Raw genomic sequence first — 24382 nt, forward strand, 5'->3', positions numbered from 1 at the left:
ACCCGGCGCGCGCGGCGCATGTCGTCACGGCCCTGACGGCCGTTCCATGATCACACCCGATTAAGGATGCCAAAAGGTAAACGCGCAGCGCCTCACGAGGCCGCCCGCGCCGCGTCCAGCGCCTTGACGGCGGACCGGAACGCCTCGCCCCGGTGCTCGAAGCTGCGGAACTGGTCGAACGAGGCGCAGGCCGGCGAGAACAGCACCACCGGCTCGGCCTCGTCGGACGCCTCCGCGTCCCGCGCGGCGGCGGCGGTCGCCCGCTCCACCGTGCCGAGCTCCTCGAAGGCGACGCCGTGCTTCGCCAGCGTCTCGGCGAAGGCGGCCGAGGCCTCGCCGATCAGATAGGCCCTGGTCACCTTGCCGAAGAACGGGACCAGCGCCTCGATGCCGCCGGTCTTGGGCTTGCCGCCGAGGATCCAGAACACCCGGTCGAAGGAGGCGAGCGCCTTTTCGGCGCTGTCGGCGTTGGTGGCCTTGGAGTCGTTGATGAACGCCGGCCGCAGCGAGGTGGGGATCTCCTCCATGCGGTGCGCGAGGCCGGGGAAGCTGCGGAAGGCGGCGAAGGTCGCGGCGTCGTCCACCCCGAGCGCCCGCGCCGTGGCGAGCGCCGCGCTGGCGTTCTGGGTGTTGTGGGCGCCGCGCAGCGCCCGCGCGCCGGACAGGTCCAGCCGGTCGCGCTCGGAAATCTCCACCACAGCGACGCCGGCGGCCGTCAGCCGCGCCGCCATGGCGGAGGAGATCGAATCGTCGCGGCCGATCACCGCCACGTCGGAGGCCGCCGCCAGCCGCTCCTTGATGGCGGCGTAGTTCGCCATCGTCCCGTGCCGCTCCAGATGGTCCTCGGACAGGTTCAGCATCACGCCGACCGTGGGCTTCAGCCCCGGCGCGAGGTCGATCTGGTAGGAGGAGCACTCGACCACGTGCACGCGGTCCGGCGCAGGCGGCGCGAGGTCGAGAATGGCGACGCCGATGTTGCCGCCCATCTGCACGTCGCGGCCGGCCTCCCGCAGCACATGGGCGATCAGCGCGGTGGTGGTGGACTTGCCGTTGGTGCCGGTGATGGCGACCAGCGGGGCCGACGGCGCGATCGCCGCCCGCTCCCGGCCGAAGATCTCGATGTCGCCGATGATCTCGACGCCGGCGGCCTTGGCCTTCTTCACCGTCCAGTGCGGCTCGGGGTGCGTCAGCGGCACGCCGGGCGCCAGCACGAGGCTGTCGAAGCCCGCGAAATCCGCCTCACGCAGGTCGCCGGTCGGCAGGCCGTCGGCCGCGGCCTTCGCCACCGTCTCCGACGAATCGTCGAAGGCGGTCACTTCCGCGCCGCCCGCGACCAGGCTCTTCACCGTGGCGCGGCCGGAGCCGCCGAGCCCGAACACCGCCACCCGGCGGCCCTTGAACGCGGTTGCGGGCGTCACGAGGCGAGCTCCCTGCGGGCGCGGGCGATCCAGACCACCAGGTCGCGCGTCTCCGGCGCTTCCGCACGCGCCGACTTCGGCGCCGGCGGGGCCGGGCGGAACGGCCAGACCCGCCGGGTCTTCGGGGCGGCCTTGGCCGGGGCGAGGCGCGCGTCCATCTCGGGCATGGGCCTCACCGCAGCTTCAGGGTGGCGAGCCCGAGCAGGGCCAGCACCACGGCGATGATCCAGAACCGCACCACCACCTGGGGCTCGGACCAGCCGAGCTGCTCGAAATGGTGGTGGATCGGCGCCATGCGGAACACGCGCTTTCCGGTCAGCTTGAACGACGCCACCTGCACGATCACCGACACCGCCTCCAGCACGAACAGGCCGCCGATGATGGCGAGCACGATCTCGTGCTTGGTGGCGACCGCGATGGTCCCGAGCATGCCGCCCATGGCGAGCGAGCCGGTGTCGCCCATGAAGATCTGCGCCGGGGGCGCGTTGAACCACAGGAACCCGAGGCCCGCGCCCAGCACCGCGCCGCAGAACACCGCCAGTTCGCCGGTGCCGGTGGTGAAGTGGATCTGCAGATAGTCCGCGAAGAAGGCGTTGCCGGCGAGATAGGCGATGAAGCCGAAGCTCGCGGAGGCGATCATCACCGGCACGATGGCGAGGCCGTCGAGCCCGTCGGTGAGGTTCACGGCGTTGCCCGCGCCCACCACCACGATCGCGCCGAACACCAGGAAGAACCAGCCGAGATCGAGCAGCACGTTCTTCAGGAACGGGAAGGTGAGCGAGGTGGCGAAGCCGGGCTGGCCCACCTTGACGATCGCGAGCACCGCGAGACCCGCGATCACGAACTCCAGCGCCAGCCGCATCTTGCCGGAATAGCCGGCGTGGGTCTGCTTCGTGACCTTGAGATAGTCGTCGTAGAAGCCGATCGCGCCGAAGCCGATGGTCACGAACAGCACGATCCAGACGTAAGGGTTGGCGAGGTTGCCCCACAGCAGCACGCTCGCCACCATGCCCGACAGGATCATCAGCCCGCCCATGGTGGGGGTGCCGCGCTTGGTGAGGTGGGTCTGCGGCCCGTCCGAGCGGATCGGCTGGCCCTTGCCCTGCTTCAGGCGCAGCTGGGAGATGATCCACGGCCCGAACAGGAACACGAACAGCGCCGCGGTCATGATGGCGCCGCCGGTGCGGAAGGTGATGTAACGGAACAGGTTCAGTCCGGGGAACGCCCAGGACAGCTCAGCGAGAAACGTCAGCATCAGCGCGCCCCCAGCGCCACATCGTCGAGACCCCTCGCCGGTTCGAAGCGGGCGCGCAGCGCCGCGACCACCGGACCGAGCTTCGAACCGTTGGAGCCCTTCACCATCACGGCGTCGCCGCCGCGCACGCGCTCCAGCACCAGCGGCTCCAGCTCCGCGGCGGTGGGCGCCCAGCCGCCCCGCCGCTGCGCCGGCAGCGCCTCGTGCAGCGCCTTCATCAGCGGGCCGGCGGTGAACGCCAGATCGATCTTCGCCGCCGCCACGGCCTCGGCCACCTTGGCGTGCAGCTCGCGCGTGGTCTCGCCCAGCTCCAGCATGTCGCCGAGCACCGCGATGCGGCGGCCCGAGCCGGAGACCGGCGTCTGGCCGAGCAGCGCCAGCGCCGCGCGCATGGAGGCCGGGTTGGCGTTGTAGCTCTCGTCGATCAGGGTGAGCGCGCCGCCGGGCGCGTCGAGCTCGTAGCGGCGCCCGCGGCCCGCAGGCGGCGTGAAACCGGCGAGCGCCAGCGCGGCGAGCGCGAGATCGGCGCCGGCGAGCTTGGCGGCGAGCAGCACCGCGAGCGCGTTCTGGACCACATGGCGGCCCGGCGCGCCGATCTTGAACGCCACCTGATCGCCGAGGATGGTGGCGGCGACGGTGGAGCCGTCGGGCTTCAGCGCCGCCCGGTCCAGCCGCGCGTCCGCCGACACGTGCTCGCCGAAGCTCCACACCGCCGCGCCGGCTTCCGTGGCCGCCGCCTTCAGGCGCTCGTAATGGGGGTTGTCCCGGTTCACCACCGCATGGCCGCCGCGCACCAGCCCCTCGAAGATTTCGGCCTTGGCGTCCGCGATCCGCTCCACGCTCTCGAAGGCGGCGAGATGGACCGGCTCCACATTGGTGACGATCGCCACATGGGGCCGCACCATCTTCGTCAGCGGCCGGATCTCGTCCGGGTGATTCATGCCGATCTCGAACACGCCGTAGGACGCGCCGCGGGGCAGCCGCGACAGGGTCAGCGGCACGCCCCAATGGTTGTTGTGGGAGGCGGCGGAGGCGTGGGTCGGCCCGTCCGCCGCCAGCACGAGGCGCAGCGCCTCCTTGGTGGAGGTCTTTCCGACCGAGCCGGTGACGGCGACGATGCGGGCGCGGGAGCGCGCGCGGGCCGCGACGCCGGTCGCGACCATGGCCGCGAGCACGTCCGCCACCACCAGCAGCGGGCCGGCGTCGGCGAGGTCGTCCGCATGGGCCTCGTCCACCACCGCCAGCGCCGCGCCGCGTTCGAAGGCGGCGCGCACGAAGCCGTGGCCGTCATGCACGTCGCCCCTGATGGCGAAGAACACGTCGCCGGTCGCGGCCGTGCGGCTGTCGATGGAGATTCCGGCCAGCGCGTCCTGCGCCTTGCCCAGGAGACGGCCGGCGGTCGCGAGCGCCAGCTCCGGCGGCGTCCACAGCGGCTCGGCGAACAGACTCAGGGGCACGGCGGCGTCTCCTTCGCGCGAAGCGCGTCACGGACCACCTCGTGATCCGAAAACGGCAGCGTCCGATCTCCCACGATCTGGCCCGTTTCGTGGCCTTTGCCGGCGACGAGCAGAACATCGCCGGGCTGTAACCCGGACACCGCAGTGCGGATCGCCTCCGCCCGGTCGCCGATTTCGCGGGCGCCGGGGGCCGCGGCGAGGATCGCGGCGCGGATCGCGGCCGGGTCCTCGGAGCGTGGATTGTCGTCGGTGACGATCACCGCGTCGGCGCCGGCCGTCGCGGCCTCGCCCATCAGCGGGCGCTTGCCGGCGTCGCGGTCGCCGCCCGCGCCGAAGGCCACGATCAGCCGGCCGGACACGAACGGCCGCAGCGCCGACAGCACGGAGGCGAGCGCGTCCGGCTTGTGGGCGTAGTCCACGAACACGGCGGCGCCGTTGGTCTCGCCGATCAGCTCGATGCGGCCGGGCACGCCCTGAAGCGTCTCCAGCGCCGACAGCGCGGTCTCCGTCTCCACGCCGGTGGCGATGGCCAGTCCCGCCGCGGTGAGCGCGTTCTCGGCCTGGAACGCGCCGGCGAGCGGAAGACGCAGCTCCCGCCGTCCGCCCTCGTGCTCCACGGTCAAGGTCTGGGCCAGGCCGTCGCGGACAACGGAAACGAGCTTCAGGGTCTCGCCGCCCTCGCCCACCGTGATCAGCCGCACGCCGCGCTCCCGGGCCGCGTCGCAGAACCAGGACGCATCCGCGCCGTCCACGCAGACCACCGCCGCGCCGCCGGTGGGCGCGAGCTCCCGGAACAGCCGGAGCTTGGCGTCCCGGTAATGGGCGACGGTCGGATGGTAGTCCATGTGGTCGCGTGAGAGATTGGTGAAGCCGACGGCGTTAAGGTTAACGCCGTCAAGCCTTTTCTGATCGAGGCCATGGGACGAGGCCTCCATGGCGAGATGGGTGACCCCCTCCCCCGCCAGCGCGTCCAGCGTGGCGTGCAGCGACACCGGGTCCGGCGTGGTCAGCGAGCCGTACGTGGCCCCGGACGGGCCCGTGACGCCGAGCGTGCCGAGGCTCGCGGCCTGAAAGCCCGCGAAGCTCCAGATCTGTCGCAGGAAGGTGACGACCGAGCTCTTGCCGCTGGTGCCGGTGACGGCGGCGATGGTCTCGGGCTGGCGCGGATGGAACCGGGCGGCGACGCGGGCGAGCGTCAGCCGCGCGTCGGTCACTTGAACGACCGGGAGCGGCGCCTCCACCGGATGATCGGCCACCACCGCCACGGCTCCGGCCGCCGCCGCCTGCGCCGCGAAGCGGGCGCCGTCGGTCTTCGCGCCGGACAGCGCGAAGAACAGAAAGCCTGGCTCAATGGCCCGACTGTCCGCGGCGACGCCCGTGATCGGAATTTCGGCCAGCGCGGGCTCGAGGCCCAGCGCCGGCAGCAGGTCGCCCAGCGTCCGCGCGCCGCTCACTGCACGCCGCCCACGACCATGCCGGTGGAGGCCAGCAGTTCGTTGGCGGGCGGCGCGTCGTACTTGGGCTCGACGCCGAGCAGCGGGGCGATGCGCTCCACCATCTTGCCGCCCACCGGCACCACGTTCCAGCCGGAGGTGGCGAAGCCGTGGGTCTCGGGCAGGGCCTTGGGCTCGTCGAGCACCGCGAGCAGCATGTATTTCGGCGCGTCCATGGGGAACACGGCGGTGAAGGCGGTGAGGTTCTTGGTCTTGGAGTAGCGGCCGCCGATCACCTTCTCGGCGGTGCCGGTCTTGCCGCCCACGCGGTAGCCCGGGATGTCGGCCTTCTTGGCCGATCCGCGCTCCGCGTTCAGCCGCATCAGGTAGCGCATGGCGACGCTGGTGTTGGGCTTGATCACCCGGATCGCCTTGGAGCGGGCCTCCTCCACCGTGCGCTGCAGGAAGGTGGGCTTGATCAGCAGGCCGCCGTTCACCAGCGCGCTCACCGCCATCACCGACTGGATCGGCGCGATGGCGATGCCGTGGCCGAAGGAGATGGTGATGGTGTTGAGCTCGCCCCAGCGCGGCGGCAGGATCGGCCGCGAGCTTTCCGGCAGTTCCGTCTGCAGCCGGTTGAGCTGGCCCATCTTGGCGAGGAACGCCTTGTGGGCCTCGACGCCCATGCCGAGCCCGATGCGGGCGGTGCCGATGTTCGACGAGTAGACGAACACCTCCGGCACCGTCAGGACGCGGCGCTGGGCGTGGAAGTCGTTGATGCGGAACTTGCCGTAGGCGAGCGGGAAGCGCGCGTCCATGCGGCTCTGCAGGCTGAACTTGCCGCTGTCGAGCCCCATGGCGATGGTGAGCGCCTTCATGGTCGAGCCCATCTCGAACACGCCCACGTTCACGCGGTTGATGCGGTCCGCCTTCAGCGCGTCGGTGGGCACGTTGGGGTCGTAGTCCGGCAGCGAGACCAGGCTGATGATCTCGCCGGTCTCCACGTCGGCGATGGCGGCGGAGGCGGCGATGGCCTTGAACTTCTCCATGCCGGCCTTCAGCTCGTCGCGCACCGCGTGCTGGACCTTGAGGTCCAGCGCCAGCCGCACCGGCTCCATCCGCCCGCCGGCCGCCACGGCGGCGGAGGCCTCCGCGGTCTTGCCGCTGTCGTCGAGATACTTCTCGATGCCGGCGATGCCCTTGTTGTCCACGTCGGCGAAGCCGAGGATGTGGGAGACCACGTCGCCGTTCGGATAGATGCGCTTGTTCTCGGGCATGAAGCCGAGGCCCGGTATGCCGAGGCGGAACACCGCCACCTGCTCGGACGGCGAGATTTCGCGCTTGAGCCAGACGAAACCCTTCCGGGTGGAGAGCTTGGTCCGGAGATCCTTCGGGTCGAGGTCCTTCAGCGTCTGGCTCAGAAGCTCCACCGCCTCGTCCACGTCGACGATGTTCTTCGGTTCGGCGTAGAGCGAGGACACCTTGATGTCGGTGGCGAGCACCTGGCCGTTGCGGTCCACGATGTCGGGGCGCGCGTTGGCGGAGACCGCGGCGCTGACGCGGGCGACCGCGCCCTGGTCCGGGGCGATGGCGAAATGGACGAGCTTGCCCACGATCACCAGATAGAGGCAGCCGAACGCGAGCATGGCGATGCGCAGCCGGCCCGAGGTGAGGTTCAGGCCCTCGCCGCTGCCCACCAGCGCCACGATCGCTTTCTTCAGGCCGCGCCACAGCGCGCCGACGGCGGACGCCGCCCCGCGGCCGGAGGCGGCGCCGAAGCGTCCCAAAGCCCGGCCGCCGGAGGCGGCGGCGCCCAGCATCCCGTCGCGGGTCATTGCAGCAGTCCCGGATTCTGACGCAGGAAATCGGTGATGTTCAGCGGCTGGCTCGGCTTCGGCGTCGCCAGCGGCCGGGGCTTCGGCCGGTTGGCCGGCGCCTTCAGCTCCGAGGCGGGCTTGACCGCGATGGTCGCCTTCTTGGCGGGCGCGGGCGGCGCGGCCTTCTTGGCGGCGGCGGCCGCCGGCGTCTCCACCGCGATGCTGGCGTCGGCGCCGATGAGGCCGAGCGCCTCCAGCTTGTTGCCGATCTCGTCCACCGGCGCGGGGCGGGACGGCAGCGAGGCCAGCGTGATGGTCTGGTTCCGCTGCAGCGGCTTCAGCTCCAGATGGCGCTCGGCGAAGGCCTGCACCCGGTCCGGCCGCGCCAGGAACGCCCACTCCGCCTTCAGCACGGCGATGGCGTCGTTCTCGGCGGCGATCTGGCGCTTCAGCTTGGCCACGTTCTCGGAATGCAGCGTGGCGTCGTACTTGATGCGGTAGACCGTCACCGCCGCGCCCACCAGCGCGACCACGGCCACCACGTTGAGAATGCGGGCGATCTTCACGACGCGCCTCCCTCATGACCGCCGAGCGGCACCCGCGGCACGCCGAAGGCGAAGGCGTCGCCGCCGCGGGCGGGCGCCTCGGTGCGGACGGCCGCCCTCAGCTTGGCGGAGCGGGCGCGCGGGTTGACGGCGGTCTCCTCGGCCGAGGGCTTCACCGCGCCGCGGGCCAGCGCCGTGAAGGTGGCGGGCGGCACGGCGGCGGCCGGCATGTGGCGCGAACCGCCGGGCAGCGTGCGGGTGCGGTCGGCGAGGAACGTCTTCACGATGCGGTCCTCCAGCGAATGGAAGGACACGACGCAGAGCCGGCCGCCGGGCTTCAGCCGGCTTTCGGCCGAGAACAGCGCCCGGGCGAGCTCGCCCAGCTCGTCGTTCACCGCGATGCGCAGCGCCTGGAAGGTGCGGGTGGCGGCGTGGACGCCGTCATAGGAACGGCCGAGCACGCTCTCCACGATGTCGGCGAGGCGCAGCGTGGTCGTCACGGGCTCGGTCTCGCGCGCGGCCACGATGGCGCGGGCGATGGCGCCGGCGCGGCGCTCCTCGCCCAGCGTGCGCAGGATGGCCGCGATCTCCTTCTCGCCGAGCTCCGCCACGAGCTCGGCCGCGCTCGGCCCCTCGCCGCCCATGCGCATGTCGAGCGGCCCGTCGTTGCGGAACGAGAAGCCCCGGCCGGCCTGGTCGAGCTGCATGGAGGAGACGCCCACGTCGAACACCGCGCCGTCGATCGCCTCGACGCCAAGCTGGTCCAGCACATGGGACAGGTTGGAGAAACGGTCCTCGACCAGCGTCAGCCGGCCCTTGAACGCGGCCACCATGTCGTAGCCGGCGGCGATGGCGGTAGGGTCGCGGTCGGTGGCGATGACGCGGCAGTCGGCCGCCTCCAGCAGCGCGCGGGTGTAGCCGCCGGCGCCGAAGGTGCCGTCGAAGAACAGCTCGCCGTCGGCCGGCGCCAGCGCCTCCAGCACCTCGGCCAGCATGACCGGCGTGTGCGGACGGCCCGCGTCGGACGCCGTCGCCTCCGGGCGGCGCTCCCGCCGCGCCATCACGGCCGGGCCTCGCCGGAGGCGAGCCGGCGCTTGAGCGCCCTCAGCGCCTCGCGCGCCTGCGCGAGATGCGCCTGGAACCGCTCCGGCTCCCAGATCTGGAATTTCGAGCCATGGCCCACGAAGGTCACCTGATCGCCGATGCCGGCGTAGGCCTTGAGGCTGTCGGTCAGGATCACCCGCCCCTCCCCGTCGATCTTCAGCACGTCGCTGGCGCCCAGCAGCGCCGTCGCCAGCACGTCCCGGTCCGGCGAATAGGGCGAATGGGTCGCGAGCAGGCCGTCGATCTCCGACAGCAGCGCGTTCCCGCCCGCGTCCAGCGCCTCGAGGTCCAGCGACGGATGCGCGTAGAGCCCGTCGAACCCGTCCCGCGCCAGCACGGCCCGGAACGGCGCAGGGATCGACACGCGCCCCTTCGCGTCCAGCCGGTTGGTGAAGTTGGAGACGAACCGGTCCATCGCGCCCCGTCGCGCCCTGACCGGCGCACATCCCGTTCCCCGCGAACGGAGCCCCCTCGAACGGCGCGCACGCGCGCAAGCCCGCAGCCTTGACGACTGCGAACGTCCGCGCCGAAAGCGCCTGCGAAGCGCCCCCGACATGCCGTTTCGACGGGATGATTTGGGATATCATGGGCCTCTATGGGCGTCAACGAACCGTCAACCATCGCGCGCGGTCGTCGCGGCCCAGGACGCAAAACCTGACAAGGGCCGCGCCGCGACCGAAGCGCGACGCACCCACTAAAGCTTCCTTAGGGTTAAGAAGGGGTTGAGATGGCGCGTCCGCGTTGAGCGGACGACGACCAGCGCCGCTGCGGACGCCCCGTCAGACCAGATGCGGCTGAGGCGTCAGGCCGTGGAGCTCGGGCCGCTCGCGGAACCAGCCCACGAAATCGGCCACGCCGTCGGCCAGCGGGGTCGCGGGCGCGAAGCCGTAATCGGCCCGCACGCGGGAGGTGTCGGCCGAGGTCAGCGGCACGTCGCCCGGCTGCGCCTCCAGCATGCGGGTCTTCGCCTTGCGGCCGGCCGCCTGCTCGATCAGCGCCACCAGTTCGGTGACGCGCACCGGCGAGGCGTTGCCGATGTTGTAGATCCGGTGCGGCAGTTCGCCCGCGGGAAACAGCGGCGCCTCGACCATGGCCATGATCGAGCCGACCACGTCGCGCACATGGGTGAAGTCGCGCAGGCCCTGCCCATGCCCGAACAGCTCGATCTCCCGGCCGGCGAGGATGGCGTCGGTGAAGGACCAGTAGGCCATGTCCGGCCGCCCCCACCGCCCATAGACGGTGAAGAATCGCAGGCCGAGCTGCCGCAGCCCGTAAAGATGGGCGTAGGCGGAGGAGGCGAGCTCGTTGGCGCGCTTGGTGGCGGCGTAGAGCGACGACGGCAGGTCGGCCCGGTCGTCCTCCTTGAACGGCGCGCGGTCCCGGTCGCCGTACACCGACGACGACGAGGCGTAGACCAGATGGGCCTCCGGCGCGTCCCGGCGCAGCGCCTCCAGCACGGACACATGGCCAAGGTCGTTGGAATGGATGTAGGCGAAGGGGTTGTCGATCGAATAGCGCACGCCGGCCTGGGCGGCGAGATGCACCATCGCCTGCGGCTTCACCTCGCGCACGAGGCCCGAGAACCGGGCGGCGTCGGCCACGTCCGCCTCGACGAAGCGGATCGCCTTGGGCAGCGCCGCGAGGCGGGCCCGCTTCAGCACGAGCGGGTAATAGGGAACGAGATTGTCGACGCCGACCACGTCGTGGCCGCCGGCGGCCAGCGCCTGCGCCACATGAAAGCCAATGAAGCCGGCGACGCCGGTAACGATAACTTTCACGTCCGCGCTCGTCCTTCGAAACCGCGGAGACGAGGCTCCCCGCGGGCAGTGCGCCAGCCGGCCTGTAAGCCGGGTTCTGTATGGCGCGGAGCCGGGTCGCCCCTTCTCCGCGCGTGACGGCCATTCCTCTAGGGCGGCCATTGCTGGACGCCTCAAGCAACCAACCCGGGCGACGACCTGGAGACAGGCCCGCGCCCCCGCGGAGCGGAGACGCCCGTCGCCCCTATTCGGTTTTGCTCCTGGCGGGGTTTGCCATGCCGCTTCCGTTACCGGTCGCGCGGTGCGCTCTTACCGCACCCTTTCACCCTTACCCGCGGACGAGCCGCGGGCGGTCTGCTCTCTGTGGCACTTTCCCTGGGGTCGCCCCCGCCGGACGTTATCCGGCGCCGTATCTCCATGGAGCCCGGACTTTCCTCTCCGGCGATCACTCGCCGCAGCGGCCGTCCGGCCGACTGGCCGCGCACTTGTGGAGAGCCGCCGAACGCTGGTCAAGCGCCGCCACGCCACACCCCGATGAGATTCCTGCGAAAATCTCAAGGGTGCGGCGTGGCGGCGCCGGATCGGGCGGATCGCTCGCCGATGGCGCGCCCTCCCGCCCCGGCCTAAGCCGGGACTGGCGGGCGCGCGCCGTCGGGATCAGGGAGTCGGCTGCACGGCCGCGCCGGCGTCCGCCGTCACCTGCGGCGCGGCGGACTTGGACGCGGCGGACTTGGACATCGCGGACTTGGACGTCGCGGACTTCGGAGCCTCGGCCTTCGCCGAACGCCCGCCCGCGGGGATGCCCGCGGCCATGAACCGCTTCACCTTCGAGCAGTAGACGGCCCCGGCCTTGGTCACGCCGCGCACGCCATGGCCCCCCTGGTACTTGGAGACGGCCCCGCAGGTGCTTCCGCCGGACTTCGCCACCGCGCCGGCCAGATACTTCATGCCGTAGCGCAGGTTGGTGCGGGGCTCGTAGAGCGCCTGCCGGCTGCCGCGGAAGCCCATGCCCCGCGCCGTGCGGTAGCTGAGCTGCATCAGCCCGATGTAGCCGCCGGGGCCGGTGGCCCTGGGCTGGTAGCGGGACTCCACCTTGACCACCGCATGGGCGAGCGCGGGGCTGACGCCGGCCTCGCGGGCCATCTGCGTCACCAGCGCCGGGATGGAGCCGGTCGGTGCGGACGCGACCGTCGACGGGCTCGGCAGGTCGACTTCGCGGCGCAGCGCCACCGGTTCGGCCGCGACGGCCGGCGCCTTGCGCGCGGCGCGGACCTTGCGCGGCTGATGCGCCCTCGCCTGCCGGACAGCCCGGCGGGACGCTTCGCGCTTGGTTCTGGCGACCTTGCGCTTTCCAGCCTCGGGCGCCTTGGCGGCCGAGGGTGCGGAGGCGGCGGCGGCGGAGCGATGGGCGGTGAACGCCGCGCCGCTCGCGGACGTTACCGAAGCATTAACAGTTCTGGAGACCTTCGCTTCAGACTTCGTTGAACCCGATGTTCCCCGAAGAAGTCGTTCGTTGTTCGGCGCGGCGTTGGCCGAGGCGATTGCCGCCGCCAGGACTGCGACGACGACCGTCGTTCTACGCATAAACTCACTCCCCTGTGCATTGCGCATGGCGGGGACCAGAGCCTGCGGAACATGACCTCAGATCGACCGGAATCAGGTCGCAATGTGACTGTCGCGTGACGGCCGCATTCGTAGGCCTGCTCAGCGATCAGGCAGCGCGGCCAGCAGATCGCGCAGGGTGCGGGCTGTGGAAAAGTCGGCCACGCCATCCACGCGAGCGGGACGGAAGTGGCGCTGGAACGCGCGCACCACCGCCGCCGTGGCGGCGCTGAACCGGCCGTCGATCTCGACGCCGTAGCCGTAGAGACTGAGCAGGGTCTGGAGCTGTTCGACCGGGTCGCCCTCGTCGCCTTCCCGGAGACCGGCGTCGTCCCCGATCGGCGTCGGCGCCACGAAATGACCGACCCCTTCGGAAGCGAGCCGAGCCCAGGAAAACTTCTCGCCGGGGTCGATCTTGCGCGCCGGCGCGACGTCCGAATGAGCTAGAACGCGCTCGGCCCGGATCTGGTTCCGTGCGCAAATGTCGCGGGCGAGCGCGACCACAGCGTTCATCTGGGCTTCGGGGAAATCCGGGTAGCCGTGCGGATGGCCGGGATTGGCGATTTCGATCCCGATGGAGCGCGCGTTGACATTGGTCTCGCCCTCCCAGGAGGAGACGCCGGCGTGCCACGCGCGGCGCGCTTCGGCCACGAGCTGCAGGATGCGGCCATCCTCAAGCACGACGTAATGGCAGGACACCCCGCTGTCGGCCTCGCACAGCCGCGCGCAGGCCTCGGCGGTGGACGCCATGCCCGTGTAGTGCAGCAGCAGAATCTCGATCTCGGCGTCGCCGCGCCCGTCGTGATTGGCCGCGGGGCGCACCTCGTCCACCGCGGGACTGTCGGGCGTGAAGCTCATGGCGTCGTCCTTCCGCAGTCTCCAGCGTGATTCGGTCGGCAGCTTAACCGCCGGAAAAAAATCCGGCCAACGGGCCGAATTCCGCGTCCGCTATGTCGCACGACATGGCGCGCGCCCCGGCGCCGGCGCAGCATCGCCGTCAACCCCAAGGAGGACGCCATGCCCTACAACGTCGTATGCGTGCTGGACGAGAAAGCCTCCATCGCCTTCGCCGCCACGGCGACGGACGCGCTCGCGCTGGTGGACCGCCGGACCCGGGCGGGCGCGGCGGACATCGACGTGGTCTCCACCGAAGGCGCGCGCCTGCCGCTGGACTGGCTGCGCCGGATCGCGGAGCACGAGCGGGCGGACGCCGTTCCTCCGCGCTGACGCCCGAGTCCCAGGCCGCCGGAACACTGGTCCGCCGATCATCAGCCGCCGCCGCGCCGAAGGCGATTGCGCTCGGCGCGGCGGCGGGGATGATGTCGCCATGTCGACCGAATCGCCCTCCCGTTCCGCCCTCCTGCTGGTCGCGATCGCCGGCCTGTTCGGCGCGACCGGAACCGCCGTCGGCGCCGTGGCTGCGCACAGCATTCCGGACCCTGCGCTTGCGACCGCGGGCACGTTCCTGCTCATCCACGCCGCCGCTCTGCCTGGCCTTGCGGCCGGAGCGCACGCGTTCCGCGCCGGCTGGCGCCTGCTGGCGCCAGGCGTCCTGATCGCGCTCGGCGTCGCGCTGTTCAGCGGCGCGATCGTCGCCCGAGCCGGTTTCGGCGTCAGTCCGATCCCGATGATGGCGCCCGCGGGCGGCTCGCTGCTGATCTTGGGCTGGGTCGCGGCGGCGCTCGGCGCGCTGCTGTCCTTGACACGGCGTCCGTGAGCGCGCGGGCCGCCGCCCTGCCGTCAACCCGGACCACGCGGGAGGCCCCATGAGCGACCCCATTCTTCTGGTTGAGCGCCGCGGCGCCGCCGCGCTGCTGACGCTGAACCGCCCCGACCGCATCAACGCCTTCACGCCCGACCTGCTGCGCGCCCTCCGCGAAGCGCTCGAAGAGGCGGAGCGCGCACCCGAGGTGCGGGCGGTGGTGATCACCGGGGCAGGCCGCGGCTTCTGCTCGGGGCAGGACATCGGCCAGATCGCCAGGCTTCCGCCGGAGGAGCGCGCGGTCGGCCATATTCTCGAGACCTGTTACGAGCCGGTGGCGCGACGGATGCGGGCATCGCCGCTGCCGATCGTGGCGGCGGTGAACGGCGTCGCCGCCGGCGCCGGCGCCAACTTCGCGCTGCTGGCCGACATCGTGGTCGCGGCCCGCTCGGCCCAGTTCGTGGAGGCTTTCGCCCGCATCGGTCTCGCGCCGGACGTGGGCGGCACATGGACCCTGCCGCGCCTCGTGGGCGAGGCCCGCGCCCGCGCCCTCTGCCTGCTGGGCGAGCCGGTCTCCGCCGAACAGGCGGAAAGCTGGGGCCTGATCTGGAAGGCAGTGGACGACGAACGCCTGCTGGACGAGGCGCTCGCGATCGCCGGGCGGCTCGCCGCCCTGCCCGCGGAGGCGCTGCGCCTCACCAAGCAGGCCTTCGCCCGCTCGGCCGAAAACGACTTCGAAGCCCAGCTCGCCGTGGAGCGGGCGGTGCAGACCGAAGCGGCCGCGACGCCCGATCACGCCGAGGGCGTGCGCGCCTTCATGGAGAAACGCCCGCCCATCTGGGCCCCGCGCCGGACGCCGTCCTGACCGTCACGCCCGCTCAGTGCGGCGGGGTGCCGTTTGCGGCGAGCGCTTCGCCGGCGAGGTAGAGCGAGCCGGTGATCAGCACGCGGGGCGCGACCGGGCCGCTCGCGCGGGCGGCCTTGGCCAGCGCCTCCTCGATCGAGGCGCAGACTTCCGTGGCGAGCCCCGCCCGCTCCGAGGCCTCCGCCACCTCCTGCGGGGTGCGCGCCGCGGCCGACGAGGCGATCGGCACGCCGTAGACACGGCCCGCGAGCCCCGCGAAGGCCTCGAGGAAGCCGTCGGAATCCTTGGTGTTCAGCATGCCGACCACCATGACGATGGGCTTCGGCGACCGTTCGTCCAGCTCGGCGAGCGTGGCCGCCACCGCCCGGCCCCCGTCCGGGTTGTGGCCGCCGTCGACCCAGAGTTCGGAGCCTTCCGGCAGCATGGCCGCCAGCCGGCCATGGGCGAGGCGCTGCATGCGGCCGGGCCAGTTGACGGAGCCGAGCCCCTTCTCGATGGCGGCGGCGTCCACGCCGAGCGCCGGGACCGCGCGCAGGGCGGCGATGGCCGCGCCGGCGTTGTCGATCTGGTGGCGGCCGACAAGCCGGGGCAGCGGCAGGTCGAGCAGACCGTCGCCGTCCTCGAACACCAGCCGGCCGCGCTCCTCCCGCGCCTGCCAGTCCTGGCCGCCGATCGCGAGCGGCGCGCCGACGCGGGCGGCCTCGCGCTCGATCGAAGCCAGAGCCTCTCCGTCCTGGCGGGCGATGACGCCCGGCGTCAGGCTGCGCAGGATGCCGGCCTTCTCGTAAGCGATGGCGGTCAGGTTCTCGCCGAGGAACTTCTGGTGGTCGAGGCTCACCGGCGTGATGACGCTCGCCACGGCGCTGGGCGTGACGTTGGTGGCGTCGTAGCGGCCGCCGAGGCCGACCTCCAGCAGCAGCACGTCCGCCGGCGTGCGGGCGAACAGCAGCAGCGCGGCGGCGGTGGTGATCTCGAACAGGGTGATCGGCTCGCCGGCGTTGGCGGCCTCCACCTCCCGGAAGGTCTCCACCAGCCGGTCCTCGTCCACGAAGACGCCGCCGCCGTCCGCGCCGAGGCGGATGCGCTCATGGAACCGAACCAGATGGGGCGAGGTGTAGACATGCACGCGCTTGCCCGCCGCCTCCAGCATGGCGCGCAGGAAGGCGGTGGTGGAGCCCTTGCCGTTGGTGCCGGCGATCTGGATCGTCGGCGGCAGGGCGCGCTCCGGATGGCCGAGCTTCGCCAGAAGCGCCTCGACGCGGCCGAGCGACAGGTCGATCTCTTTCGGGTGGAGCGCGACGAAGCGCTCCAGGAAGGCGTCGCTGGCGTTCAATTCGGGCTCGTCCCGCTGGAGCTGCGCGCTCACGCCTGCGCCACCGCGGGCGCCGGCTCGCCGCCGGACGGCGCCTCGGCCCGGGCGGCGTCGATCTTGCCGCCGCCGGCGAGCAGGCGGGACAGCCGGGCGAGCGTCGCCCGCATGTCCTTACGGTGGACCACCATGTCCACCATGCCGTGGTCCTTGAGGTATTCCGAGCGCTGGAAGCCGTCCGGCAGCTTCTCGCGGATGGTCTGCTCGATCACCCGCGGGCCGGCGAAGCCGATCAGAGCGCCCGGCTCGGCGATCTGGACGTCGCCCAGCATGGCGTAGGAGGCGGTGACGCCGCCGGTGGTCGGGTTGGTCAGCACCACGATGTAGGGCAGCCGCGCCTCGCGCAGCATCTGGATCGCCACCGTGGTGCGGGGCATCTGCATCAGCGACAGGATGCCCTCCTGCATGCGCGCGCCGCCCGAGGCCGCGAACAGCACCAGCGGGGTCTTGCGCTCCACCGCGGTCTCGAAGCCGCGCACGATGGCCTCGCCCGCCGCCATGCCGAGCGAGCCGCCCATGAACTCGAAGTCCTGCACCACCACGGTTGCGGGCGAACCCTCGATCGCGCCGACGGCGACCTTGACCGCGTCGTTCATGCCGGTCTTGGCGCGGGCGTCGCGCAGACGGTCGGCGTAGCGCTTCTCGTCGCGGAACTTGAGCGGGTCGGCGGCGACCTCCGGCAGGGCGATCAGCTCGAAGCCCTCGTCCAGCGTGGCGGCGAGGCGCTGGGCCGAGCCCATGCGCAGATGATAGCCCGAGCCCGGAATGACCCAGCCGTTGGCCTCCACGTCCTTGTGGAACACGAGCTGCCCGGTCTCCGGACACTTGATCCAGAGATTTTCAGGCGTGGTGTCGCGGCGCGTCCAGAGGCTGTTGATCTTGGGACGAACGACGTTGACGAGCCAGTTCATGGGGCCTTGCGCCTCCCGTTCTCAGTTCAGGCCGCGACCCGGGCCGAACGCACGCCGGCGGCGAGCGCCGACACAAGGTCGGTGACGGCCGAAACCGTCTTTTCCGTGGCCCGGCCGTCGGCGTCGAGACTGCCGCGCACCGCATCCACCAGCGCGGAGCCCACCACGACGGCGTCCGCGCTCCTGGCGATCGCCGCCGCATGCTGGGCCGTCTTCACGCCGAAGCCCACCGCCACCGGCAGCGGCGTGTGGCGCTTGATGCGCTTGACCGCCCCGGCCACCACGTCGAAGTCCGGCGTCGCGGATCCGGTGACGCCCGCGATCGATACGTAATAGACGAAACCGGAGGTGTTGCGCAGCACGGCGGGAAGCCGCACGTCGTCGGTCGTCGGCGTGGCGAGCCGCACGAAGGCGAGACCGGCGGAGAGCGCCGGCAGACACAGCTCCTCGTCCTCCTCGGGCGGAAGGTCCACCACGATCATGCCGTCCACGCCCGCGGCCTTGGCGTCCGCGAGGAAGCGCTCCACGCCATAGACGTAGATCGGGTTGTAGTAGCCCATCAGGATCAGCGGCGTGGCGTCGTCGCCGGCGCGGAAGGCGCGCACGAGGTCGAGCGTGCTGGTCAGCGTCTCGCCGCCCTTCAGCGCGCGCAGGCCCGCGGCCTGGATCGCCGGGCCGTCCGCCATGGGATCGGTGAAGGGCATGCCGAGCTCGATCACGTCGGCCCCAGCCCCCGGCAGCGCCTGCAGAATCTTCAGCGCCGTCGCGTGGTCGGGATCGCCGGCCATGACGAAGGTCACGAGCGCCGCGCGTCCTTCCGAAGCGGTCGCGGCGAAACGGGCGTCGATGCGAGTGCTCATGATGCCGCAAATCCTTGGCCGAAAGCCCCCTCACCCGCCGCTTCGCGGCGACCTCTCCCCGCCGGGGAGAGGTGGGAGACGGCGGCGAACGGCGCGCGGGCCTTCACCTCTCCCCGGCGGGGAGAGGTCGGCCCGCAGGGCCGGGTGAGGGGGAGCGACGCGGAGATCAAAGGCTGGTCCCCAGAAGCTCGGCCATCTGCGGCACGTCCTTGTCGCCGCGGCCGGACAGGTTCAGCACCATCAGGTGGTCCTTGGGCAGCGCGGGCGCGCGCTCGATCACCTTGGCGAGCGCATGGGCGCTTTCGAGCGCCGGGATGATGCCCTCAAGCTTCGACAGCGTCTGAAACGCCGCCACCGCCTCGTCGTCGGTGGCGGAGAGATAGGTCACGCGGCCGATGTCGTTCAGCCAGGAGTGCTCCGGCCCGATGCCGGGATAGTCGAGGCCGGCGGAGATGGAGTGGCCCTCCTCGATCTGGCCGTCCTTGTCCATGAGCAGGTAGGTGCGGTTGCCGTGCAGCACGCCGGGGCGCCCGCCCGCGATCGAGGCGGCGTTGAGCTTGTCGAGGCCGTGGCCGGCCGCCTCCACGCCGAAGATCTCCACGGACGGATCGTCGAGGAAGGGATGGAACAGGCCCATGGCGTTGGAGCCGCCGCCGACGCAGGCGTAGAGACTGTCCGGCAGGCGGCCCTCCGCCTCCAGCATCTGGGCGCGGGTCTCGTCGCCGATCACGGACTGGAAGTCGCGCACCATGCCCGGATAGGGGTGCGGCCCCGCCACCGTGCCGATGCAGTAGAACGTGTCCGCCACGTTGGTCACCCAGTCGCGCAGCGCCTCGTTCATGGCGTCCTTGAGCGTCTTCGCGCCGGACTGCACCGGCACCACGGTGGCGCCCAGCATCTTCATGCGGAACACGTTCGGCGCCTGCCGCGCCACGTCCACGGCGCCCATGAACACCACGCAGTCCAGCCCGAAGCGGGCGCAGAGCGTGGCGGTGGCGACCCCGTGCTGGCCGGCGCCGGTCTCGGCGATCACGCGCTTCTTGCCCATGCGGCGGGCGAGCAGGATCTGGCCGAGGACGTTGTTCACCTTGTGGGAGCCGGTGTGGTTCAGCTCCTCGCGCTTGAGATAGATCTTGGCGCCGCCCAGCGTCTCCGTCAGCCGCTCGGCGAAGTAGAGCGGGCTCGGCCGGCCGATGTAGGTGGCGCGGTAGGCGGCCATCTCGGCGTGGAAGGCGGGGTCGTTGCGCGCCGCCTCGTATTCCCGCTCCAGATCGAGGATCAGCGGCATCAGCGTCTCGGCGACGAAGCGGCCGCCATAGAGGCCGAACCGGCCGCGTTCGTCGGGACCCGTGCGGAAGGAGTTCGGCTTCGGCTGATCGGTCACGGTTGCGAAACCCCTGTTGCGCGGCGGAGACGTCAGGCGCCGCGGACGGCGGCGACGAAGGCGCGGATGCGCTCCGGATCCTTGACGCCCGGAGCGCTTTCGACGCCCGAGGACACATCGACCGCGGGAGCGTGAACCACGGACAGCGCCTCGGCCACGTTCTCCGGCGCGAGACCCCCGGAAAGCACGAAGCGGAGCTTGGGGTCAAGCCGATCCAGCAGGCGCCAGTCGAAGGCGACGCCGTTGCCGCCGGGCAGCGCCGCGCCCCTGGGCGGCCGAGCGTCGAACAGCACCCGGTCCACGACGCCCTCATAGAGCCCGACAGCGTCGAGATCCTCCGCGTCGGACACCGGAACCGCCTTCCAGACGGCGAGGCCGTGGCGGCGCTTCAGCTCCGCCGCCCGCTCCGGCGTCTCGCGGCCGTGAAGCTGCAGCGTGTCCGGCTTCACCGCCGCCGTCAGCGCGTCAAGCTCCGCGTCGTCCATGTCCACCGTGAGCAGCACCACGCCGGCCCGCCCCCGCGCGCGGGCCGCGAGCGCCGCCGCCCGCTCCACCGTCACATGGCGCGGGCTCCTGGAGAACGCGACGAAGCCCACATGATCCGCGCCAGCGTCAAGCGCGGCGTCGAGCGTCGCCTCGGTCGACAGTCCGCAGATCTTGATCTCAACCGCCATGACGCGCCTCGGCCCGCCGGCGGGTCCGGTCGCCGGCGGGCCGAGGCTTCGCACGTTCCGCCCCCGCCCCGCAACGGCGACGGGGCATGAGGGAGGTCAGGCCGGCAGCCAGTCGCCTTCGGGCGTGCGGCAGACCAACTGGGCGGGTATCTGCGTTTCGCCGACGCCGCCCACCGCCGCCACGCCGTCGGTGGGCCGGCACACGCGATTCTGCACGACGGTCTCGGCGCCGGACGGCCGGACCATGATCGCCCGGGGCCGGCCATCCGCGCCGGCGTAGGACAGGGTTCGGGGCTCGTTGGTGGACGCCGCCTCGATCTGGGCCTGACGGATGGCCGCCTTGTCCTGGTTGTCGAGCGCGGTCAACACCGCGCAGGCGAGCCCGCCGACCGCGGCGCCGCCCGCGACGCCGTAGCCGACCCGGTTGCCGCCGCCGGCCGCGGCGCCGATCAGCCCGCCCACGATGGCGCCGCCCACCACCGCCGCCACGCAGCGGCCGATGGCGCCGTCGAGCGTCGAACCTCCCCCGGCGCCGCTCCCGCCTGTGGTCTGGCACCCCGCGACCAGCGCCGCCGCGCAGGCCACCGCCGCCAGCCGCCCTGCGGGCCGCCTCATCCCGATCACCATGTCCAATCCCCCGTCTTGCGCGTCTGCGCCGCCGGTCAGAACGGCGAACCGTCGACCCGGCTGATTTCGAACGTCAGGTCCTTGAGCTCCGGGCGCCGGCCGTCCCGCTCCTCGCCCTGGAACACCACGATCGGGTCGGAGACGCTGCCCTTGGCGGTGTCGCCCGAGATGACGAGGGCGACGTTGCGCGCGCCGCCGAACGGCAGTTCGCCCCGATCGTCCGGCGCTTTCTGCGGATCGTCGGACCAGGCCATGGCGAAGCGGCCGTCGCCCTTCAGCTCGCACTGGTCGGGCTTGCGGCACAGCAGCTTGCCGGCGAGAGGGGTCGCCACAGCCTCGACGCCGGCGATTTCGACCCAGCTGTTGACCAGATCGCCCTTGGAGCTGGCGGCGATGCGCGCCTGCATGGGGCGGCGGTCGCCCACATAATCGATGAAGCCCTGGAACACCCGGAGGCTCGCAGGCTCGTCGCTGAGCGGCGGCAGGCCGTCGGACCGGACGCCCGCGAGCGCCGCCTTGGCGCCCAGCAGGAAGGCGCGCACGAACTCCTGCGCCGCGCCCGCCGGAAGATGCGCGCCGACGAGGTAGACCTCGGCGCGTCCGAAATCGACGCCGGAGGCGCGCGCGAGGGCGAATCCTTTCGCCCGGGCGGCGGGAATGGCGCCGCCCTCAGGCTTCGCGCCGATCTGGAACGGCGAGACGATCACGTAGCGCGGCGCGCCCTCTCCCGACCGCGCCAGCGCGCCCACGTTGCGCAGCGCCGACAGGAGCGCGCCCGGAGGCGCCGGCGACGCCGCGATTTCGGCCGCCTGTTTGTGGATTTGCGCAAGCGACGCGGCGACGCCGTCGGAGAAGGCGGTGCGCGCCGACTTGCGACGGCTCGCCGCGTCCGTGCCCACGAAGGTCCGCCACGAGGTGTCCGCCGCCTGCTCCGCCTTGAACTCGGCGTCGGGGATGTTGGGCGAGCAGCCCGCGAACAGGGGGACCAGCTCCGATCCGTCCCGGCGGGCCACGAAGATGGCGAACCGCTCCCGCGGCCCGAGCGTGCCCCGGCTCGCCTCGCCCGCGTCCGCCGCCTCGACCACCGCGCGCACCCAGCGCTGGTTGGCCTTGGGATCGGCCTGCACCGCGGCCTCGTCGATGATGACCACGGTCTGGCGCAGCGCCCGCGCGGCGCCGTCCTGCGGGCAGGTCTCCTCCTGCCGCCGCACCTCGTAGACGGAGGCGGCCGCGGCCGGGATCATCGGCGCGGCGGCGGCGGCCGCAGCGGCGAACAGGACGGAGAGGGTCTTCATCGGTAAGCGAGCCTCAACGGGCTGAGCGCGTAGGCGTCCGGCGTCAGATCCACATGGGTGGAGGCCTCGGGACGCGACGGATCGTCGTAAGCGAAGGTGACGTTGAGGCCGGCGCCGCGGCCGGCGTCGATCAGGCGGGAGCGATAGCCCTCCAGCAGCGCGAGCGCACGGGCGTCGGCCGTCTGCAGCTGCTCGAACCGGTCGCGATGCGCGCCGTAATTCCGGAGCTTCAGCCTCTGCTCCGCGTCGCGCCGCTCCACCTGCTCGGAGTCCTTGCGGGCGGCGAGCAGGTGCTGGCGCTGCCGCGGCTCGAGCTGCTTGCCATAGAGCCTGAGCCGCCTGCGTTTGAGCGTGTCGAGCCGGCGCCGCTCCTCGGCGAAGTCGGGAACGGCGTCGTGGCTGGAGTAGGACCACGCCACGCCGACGCCGTAGAACAGCAGGTTTGCGGCGAAGGCGCCGAACAGGCCGAGATACAGCCCGAACCCGACCGGCTGTCCCAGCGCCTCGGCGCGTTCGACGGCGATCTGGATGAGATAATTGCGGCTGTAGTAGACCAGCGCCATTCCCAGACTGAACAGCAGCACGCCGAAGCCGAGCCGGGTCAGCGCCTCGCGCTTGACGTGGCGCGGGGCCGCGCCGCTGAAGGTTTCGCTCCATTGCTTCAGGACCAGGCCGACATAGTGGCTGGAGCAGGCGAACCCGATCGCGACGGCGAGAAACGCCGCCAGGGCGTAGGCCGGCGTGAACCAGTCGATCTTGAGGAACGAATCCCAGTTCACCAGCCCTTCGATCAGGCCAAGGATCACGAGGACGGCGACGTAGCGGACCGGCTTCAGTTCATGGGCGTCGCGGCCATGCTCCGCGCTCTTGTGGCCGTAGTCGGCCCCGAGCCGCGCGATCTCCGCGTTCAGTTCGCCGACGCTGGCGGTGTAGAACGCTTCGCGCTCGCTCTTGAGGTTCTCGTGCAGGCTCTGGTCGACGCGGTCGAGCTCCGCCTCGCGCAGGAAGCCCGGTTGCCCGGACGGCAGCCGGTCGGCCTCGAAGCCGCCCCGCGCCTCGGCGAGCGCGCCCTGCCGGACCGGCGCCACATGGGCCTGATACCAGCGCATCATCTCCGGGGTGAACAGGCCCGGAGACTCGGCTGTGGCGCCGCCCGGCCGCGACAGCGCCACCGTGCTGCGCCCGCGCTCCCGCTCCACTCCCGCGATGAGATCTCCGGCGGCCGGGCCATCGGCGCTCAGATCGAGCGCGAGATAACTGGACAGGGTCAACGCTTCGGCCTCCCGACATAGACGCGCTGCTGGGTCAGATTGACGATGATCGGGTCTTCGCGGCGGATCACGGCGACCGTTCTGGGCGCCCCCGCAGGCGCCGCGGCGCGATCGCCTTTTGCCGAGACCGCCCGCTCCTGCGCGCTTTCCAGTGGCGCGACGGTCGTGTCCGCCCTGGGCAGAACATGACGGATCGACTGGGGATCAAGCCGGGCCTGCTCCATCCGTTCGCGCTGCTCGACCCTGGCGCGGCGAAGGCTTTCACGCGTCACGGGCTCCGCCGGCGTCGCGCCGAGCTTCACGATCGCCTGCGGGCACCCGCCGTTCCGGCACAGCCGCGCCGGCTGCTTCGCCAGCCAGACGCCCCCGGCCTCCGGCTTGCGGGCGAACACGAACTCCACGCGCCGGTTCGCCGCCCTGCCCTCGTCGCTGTCGTTCGGGAACAGCGGCAACGCCTCGCCGAAGCCCACGCTCCAGATCTGGGCCTGCCGCACGCCCGCCTCGAACAGGGCGCCGGCCGCGCTGCGCGCGCGGCGCATGGACAAGTCATAGTTGTATTCGTCGCTGGCGCGGGAATCGGTGTGGCCCGCCACGAACACCGCGGTGTCGGAGGCCTCTCGCCGGAGCGTTTCAGCCACGGCGGCGACCACCGCCTGCCCCGTCACGGTCAGCTCGGCGGAATCCGACTCGAAGAACACCGCGTCCGAGAACACGACCCGGGCCACAGGCAGATCCACGCCGATGGCGCGGGGAAGGTCCGCCTTCCGCGCCCAGTCCTCCGTGATCTCGGGCGCGATCCCCAGCCGCCCCCAGGCGAGGCGGCGCAGCCGGCGCATGCGATCCTGATGTTCGAGCGCGGCGGTCTCGCGCCAGTCCAGGATGGTCTGGGCCGCACGTTCCGGCCCATCGAGCGCCGCCGCACGCCACGCCACGCACGCGCAGAGCGCCCCGCCGAGCGCGGCCCGGCGGCTTAATCCCCTCGTCGACACGTCGCCCCCGCAAGCGCCCTGAGTTGCACTTTAATTAGCGCGCAACC

Annotated in this window: 24 protein-coding genes and 1 other RNA gene; 3 read left to right on the forward strand and 22 right to left on the reverse strand. The window is 71.9% G+C overall.

Annotated elements, in window-relative coordinates:
• Nucleotides 1-92: 92 nt before the first annotated feature.
• The 13 genes from murD to PKE85_RS06545 form a co-directional block, all read right to left on the reverse strand.
• A complete protein-coding gene (gene murD, locus PKE85_RS06485) occupies nt 93-1418 on the reverse strand; it encodes a UDP-N-acetylmuramoyl-L-alanine--D-glutamate ligase (protein WP_271203959.1) in 1326 nt (441 codons plus the stop codon).
• A complete protein-coding gene (locus tag PKE85_RS06490) occupies nt 1415-1585 on the reverse strand; it encodes a hypothetical protein (RefSeq protein ID WP_271203960.1) in 171 nt (56 codons plus the stop codon). The genes murD and PKE85_RS06490 overlap by 4 nt, the downstream gene beginning before the upstream one ends.
• 5 nt (nt 1586-1590) lie before the next feature.
• Nucleotides 1591-2673: a phospho-N-acetylmuramoyl-pentapeptide-transferase gene (gene mraY / locus PKE85_RS06495; RefSeq protein WP_271203961.1), complete on the reverse strand. Its 1083-nt coding sequence runs from the start codon at nt 2671-2673 to the stop codon at nt 1591-1593.
• A complete protein-coding gene (locus PKE85_RS06500; protein WP_271203962.1) occupies nt 2673-4130 on the reverse strand; it encodes a UDP-N-acetylmuramoylalanyl-D-glutamyl-2,6-diaminopimelate--D-alanyl-D-alanine ligase in 1458 nt (485 codons plus the stop codon). The genes mraY and PKE85_RS06500 overlap by 1 nt, the downstream gene beginning before the upstream one ends.
• Entirely contained in the window at nt 4121-5584 is a 1464-nt protein-coding gene (locus tag PKE85_RS06505; protein WP_271203963.1) for a UDP-N-acetylmuramoyl-L-alanyl-D-glutamate--2,6-diaminopimelate ligase, read from the reverse strand. The genes PKE85_RS06500 and PKE85_RS06505 overlap by 10 nt, the downstream gene beginning before the upstream one ends.
• The gene (locus PKE85_RS06510) at nt 5581-7398 is read right to left on the reverse strand and encodes a peptidoglycan D,D-transpeptidase FtsI family protein (protein ID WP_271203964.1); all 1818 of its coding nucleotides are present in this window, start codon (nt 7396-7398) and stop codon (nt 5581-5583) included. The genes PKE85_RS06505 and PKE85_RS06510 overlap by 4 nt, the downstream gene beginning before the upstream one ends.
• Complete coding sequence (gene ftsL / locus PKE85_RS06515; RefSeq protein ID WP_271203965.1) at nt 7395-7946, reverse strand: cell division protein FtsL; 552 nt, start codon at nt 7944-7946, stop codon at nt 7395-7397. Before ftsL ends, PKE85_RS06510 begins: the two co-directional genes overlap by 4 nt.
• Nucleotides 7943-8986 carry a 16S rRNA (cytosine(1402)-N(4))-methyltransferase RsmH gene (rsmH, locus tag PKE85_RS06520; RefSeq protein ID WP_271203966.1) on the reverse strand — a complete coding sequence of 348 codons (1044 nt, stop codon included), beginning with the start codon at nt 8984-8986 and terminating at the stop codon, nt 7943-7945. Before rsmH ends, ftsL begins: the two co-directional genes overlap by 4 nt.
• Entirely contained in the window at nt 8986-9444 is a 459-nt protein-coding gene (locus tag PKE85_RS06525; protein WP_271203967.1) for a division/cell wall cluster transcriptional repressor MraZ, read from the reverse strand. The genes rsmH and PKE85_RS06525 overlap by 1 nt, the downstream gene beginning before the upstream one ends.
• 364 nt (nt 9445-9808) lie before the next feature.
• A complete protein-coding gene (locus tag PKE85_RS06530; RefSeq protein WP_271203968.1) occupies nt 9809-10807 on the reverse strand; it encodes an NAD-dependent epimerase/dehydratase family protein in 999 nt (332 codons plus the stop codon).
• A gap of 49 nt (nt 10808-10856) precedes the next feature.
• Nucleotides 10857-11263: RNase P RNA component class A (rnpB, locus tag PKE85_RS06535), an RNA gene on the reverse strand.
• 180 nt (nt 11264-11443) lie between these two features.
• On the reverse strand, nt 11444-12370 hold the full coding sequence (locus PKE85_RS06540) for a lytic transglycosylase domain-containing protein (protein ID WP_271203969.1): 927 nt from the start codon (nt 12368-12370) through the stop codon (nt 11444-11446).
• 120 nt (nt 12371-12490) lie between these two features.
• The gene (locus PKE85_RS06545) at nt 12491-13246 is read right to left on the reverse strand and encodes a peptidoglycan recognition protein family protein (protein ID WP_271203970.1); all 756 of its coding nucleotides are present in this window, start codon (nt 13244-13246) and stop codon (nt 12491-12493) included.
• A gap of 159 nt (nt 13247-13405) precedes the next feature.
• Here PKE85_RS06545 and PKE85_RS06550 point away from each other — a divergent pair, with 159 nt between their 5' ends.
• From PKE85_RS06550 to PKE85_RS06560, 3 genes are all read left to right on the forward strand, one after another.
• Nucleotides 13406-13615, forward strand: coding sequence for a hypothetical protein (locus PKE85_RS06550; protein WP_271203971.1), 210 nt, complete (start codon nt 13406-13408; stop codon nt 13613-13615).
• 100 nt (nt 13616-13715) lie between these two features.
• Nucleotides 13716-14105 (forward strand): DUF423 domain-containing protein, encoded by a 390-nt coding sequence (locus PKE85_RS06555; RefSeq protein ID WP_271203972.1) that lies wholly within the window; start codon nt 13716-13718, stop codon nt 14103-14105.
• Between the two features lie 49 nt (nt 14106-14154).
• Nucleotides 14155-14955, forward strand: a complete 801-nt coding sequence (locus tag PKE85_RS06560) for an enoyl-CoA hydratase-related protein (RefSeq protein ID WP_271203973.1) — start codon at nt 14155-14157, stop codon at nt 14953-14955.
• 13 nt (nt 14956-14968) lie between these two features.
• Here the strand turns inward: PKE85_RS06560 and PKE85_RS06565 are convergent, their stop codons facing one another.
• The 9 genes from PKE85_RS06565 to PKE85_RS06605 all read right to left on the reverse strand — a co-directional run bounded on the left by PKE85_RS06565 (nt 14969) and on the right by PKE85_RS06605 (nt 24278).
• Nucleotides 14969-16288: a bifunctional folylpolyglutamate synthase/dihydrofolate synthase gene (locus PKE85_RS06565; protein ID WP_271204086.1), complete on the reverse strand. Its 1320-nt coding sequence runs from the start codon at nt 16286-16288 to the stop codon at nt 14969-14971.
• A gap of 29 nt (nt 16289-16317) precedes the next feature.
• The gene (gene accD / locus PKE85_RS06570; protein ID WP_271203974.1) at nt 16318-17235 is read right to left on the reverse strand and encodes an acetyl-CoA carboxylase, carboxyltransferase subunit beta; all 918 of its coding nucleotides are present in this window, start codon (nt 17233-17235) and stop codon (nt 16318-16320) included.
• Nucleotides 17236-17261: 26 nt separating this feature from the next.
• Entirely contained in the window at nt 17262-18095 is an 834-nt protein-coding gene (gene trpA / locus PKE85_RS06575; protein WP_271203975.1) for a tryptophan synthase subunit alpha, read from the reverse strand.
• Between the two features lie 166 nt (nt 18096-18261).
• Nucleotides 18262-19479, reverse strand: a complete 1218-nt coding sequence (trpB, locus tag PKE85_RS06580) for a tryptophan synthase subunit beta (RefSeq protein WP_271203976.1) — start codon at nt 19477-19479, stop codon at nt 18262-18264.
• A gap of 32 nt (nt 19480-19511) precedes the next feature.
• Nucleotides 19512-20153: a phosphoribosylanthranilate isomerase gene (locus tag PKE85_RS06585; protein ID WP_271203977.1), complete on the reverse strand. Its 642-nt coding sequence runs from the start codon at nt 20151-20153 to the stop codon at nt 19512-19514.
• 96 nt (nt 20154-20249) lie between these two features.
• On the reverse strand, nt 20250-20768 hold the full coding sequence (locus PKE85_RS06590) for a hypothetical protein (protein ID WP_271203978.1): 519 nt from the start codon (nt 20766-20768) through the stop codon (nt 20250-20252).
• Nucleotides 20769-20815: 47 nt separating this feature from the next.
• On the reverse strand, nt 20816-22075 hold the full coding sequence (locus tag PKE85_RS06595; RefSeq protein ID WP_271203979.1) for a hypothetical protein: 1260 nt from the start codon (nt 22073-22075) through the stop codon (nt 20816-20818).
• The gene (locus PKE85_RS06600; RefSeq protein WP_271203980.1) at nt 22072-23346 is read right to left on the reverse strand and encodes a hypothetical protein; all 1275 of its coding nucleotides are present in this window, start codon (nt 23344-23346) and stop codon (nt 22072-22074) included. Before PKE85_RS06600 ends, PKE85_RS06595 begins: the two co-directional genes overlap by 4 nt.
• Entirely contained in the window at nt 23343-24278 is a 936-nt protein-coding gene (locus PKE85_RS06605; protein WP_271203981.1) for an OmpA family protein, read from the reverse strand. Before PKE85_RS06605 ends, PKE85_RS06600 begins: the two co-directional genes overlap by 4 nt.
• Between the last annotated feature and the right edge of the window lie 104 nt (nt 24279-24382).

Origin of the sequence: Methylopila jiangsuensis, from assembly GCF_027922305.1 — a bacterium.
Lineage (GTDB): Bacteria > Pseudomonadota > Alphaproteobacteria > Rhizobiales > Methylopilaceae > Methylopila > Methylopila jiangsuensis.

Excerpts from the sequence above, each read along its gene's own strand:
- PKE85_RS06490 (WP_271203960.1), bottom strand. The coding sequence starts at position 1,585 with ATGCCCGAGATGGACGCGCGCCTCGCCCCGGCCAAGGCCGCCCCGAAG.
- mraY (WP_271203961.1), bottom strand. The coding sequence starts at position 2,673 with ATGCTGACGTTTCTCGCTGAGCTGTCCTGGGCGTTCCCCGGACTGAAC.
- PKE85_RS06510 (WP_271203964.1), bottom strand. The coding sequence starts at position 7,398 with ATGACCCGCGACGGGATGCTGGGCGCCGCCGCCTCCGGCGGCCGGGCT.
- rsmH (WP_271203966.1), bottom strand. The coding sequence starts at position 8,986 with ATGGCGCGGCGGGAGCGCCGCCCGGAGGCGACGGCGTCCGACGCGGGC.
- PKE85_RS06525 (WP_271203967.1), bottom strand. The coding sequence starts at position 9,444 with ATGGACCGGTTCGTCTCCAACTTCACCAACCGGCTGGACGCGAAGGGG.
- PKE85_RS06540 (WP_271203969.1), bottom strand. The coding sequence starts at position 12,370 with ATGCGTAGAACGACGGTCGTCGTCGCAGTCCTGGCGGCGGCAATCGCC.
- PKE85_RS06545 (WP_271203970.1), bottom strand. The coding sequence starts at position 13,246 with ATGAGCTTCACGCCCGACAGTCCCGCGGTGGACGAGGTGCGCCCCGCG.
- PKE85_RS06550 (WP_271203971.1), top strand. The coding sequence starts at position 13,406 with ATGCCCTACAACGTCGTATGCGTGCTGGACGAGAAAGCCTCCATCGCC.
- PKE85_RS06555 (WP_271203972.1), top strand. The coding sequence starts at position 13,716 with ATGTCGACCGAATCGCCCTCCCGTTCCGCCCTCCTGCTGGTCGCGATC.
- PKE85_RS06560 (WP_271203973.1), top strand. The coding sequence starts at position 14,155 with ATGAGCGACCCCATTCTTCTGGTTGAGCGCCGCGGCGCCGCCGCGCTG.
- accD (WP_271203974.1), bottom strand. The coding sequence starts at position 17,235 with ATGAACTGGCTCGTCAACGTCGTTCGTCCCAAGATCAACAGCCTCTGG.
- trpA (WP_271203975.1), bottom strand. The coding sequence starts at position 18,095 with ATGAGCACTCGCATCGACGCCCGTTTCGCCGCGACCGCTTCGGAAGGA.
- PKE85_RS06585 (WP_271203977.1), bottom strand. The coding sequence starts at position 20,153 with ATGGCGGTTGAGATCAAGATCTGCGGACTGTCGACCGAGGCGACGCTC.
- PKE85_RS06590 (WP_271203978.1), bottom strand. The coding sequence starts at position 20,768 with ATGAGGCGGCCCGCAGGGCGGCTGGCGGCGGTGGCCTGCGCGGCGGCG.
- PKE85_RS06595 (WP_271203979.1), bottom strand. The coding sequence starts at position 22,075 with ATGAAGACCCTCTCCGTCCTGTTCGCCGCTGCGGCCGCCGCCGCCGCG.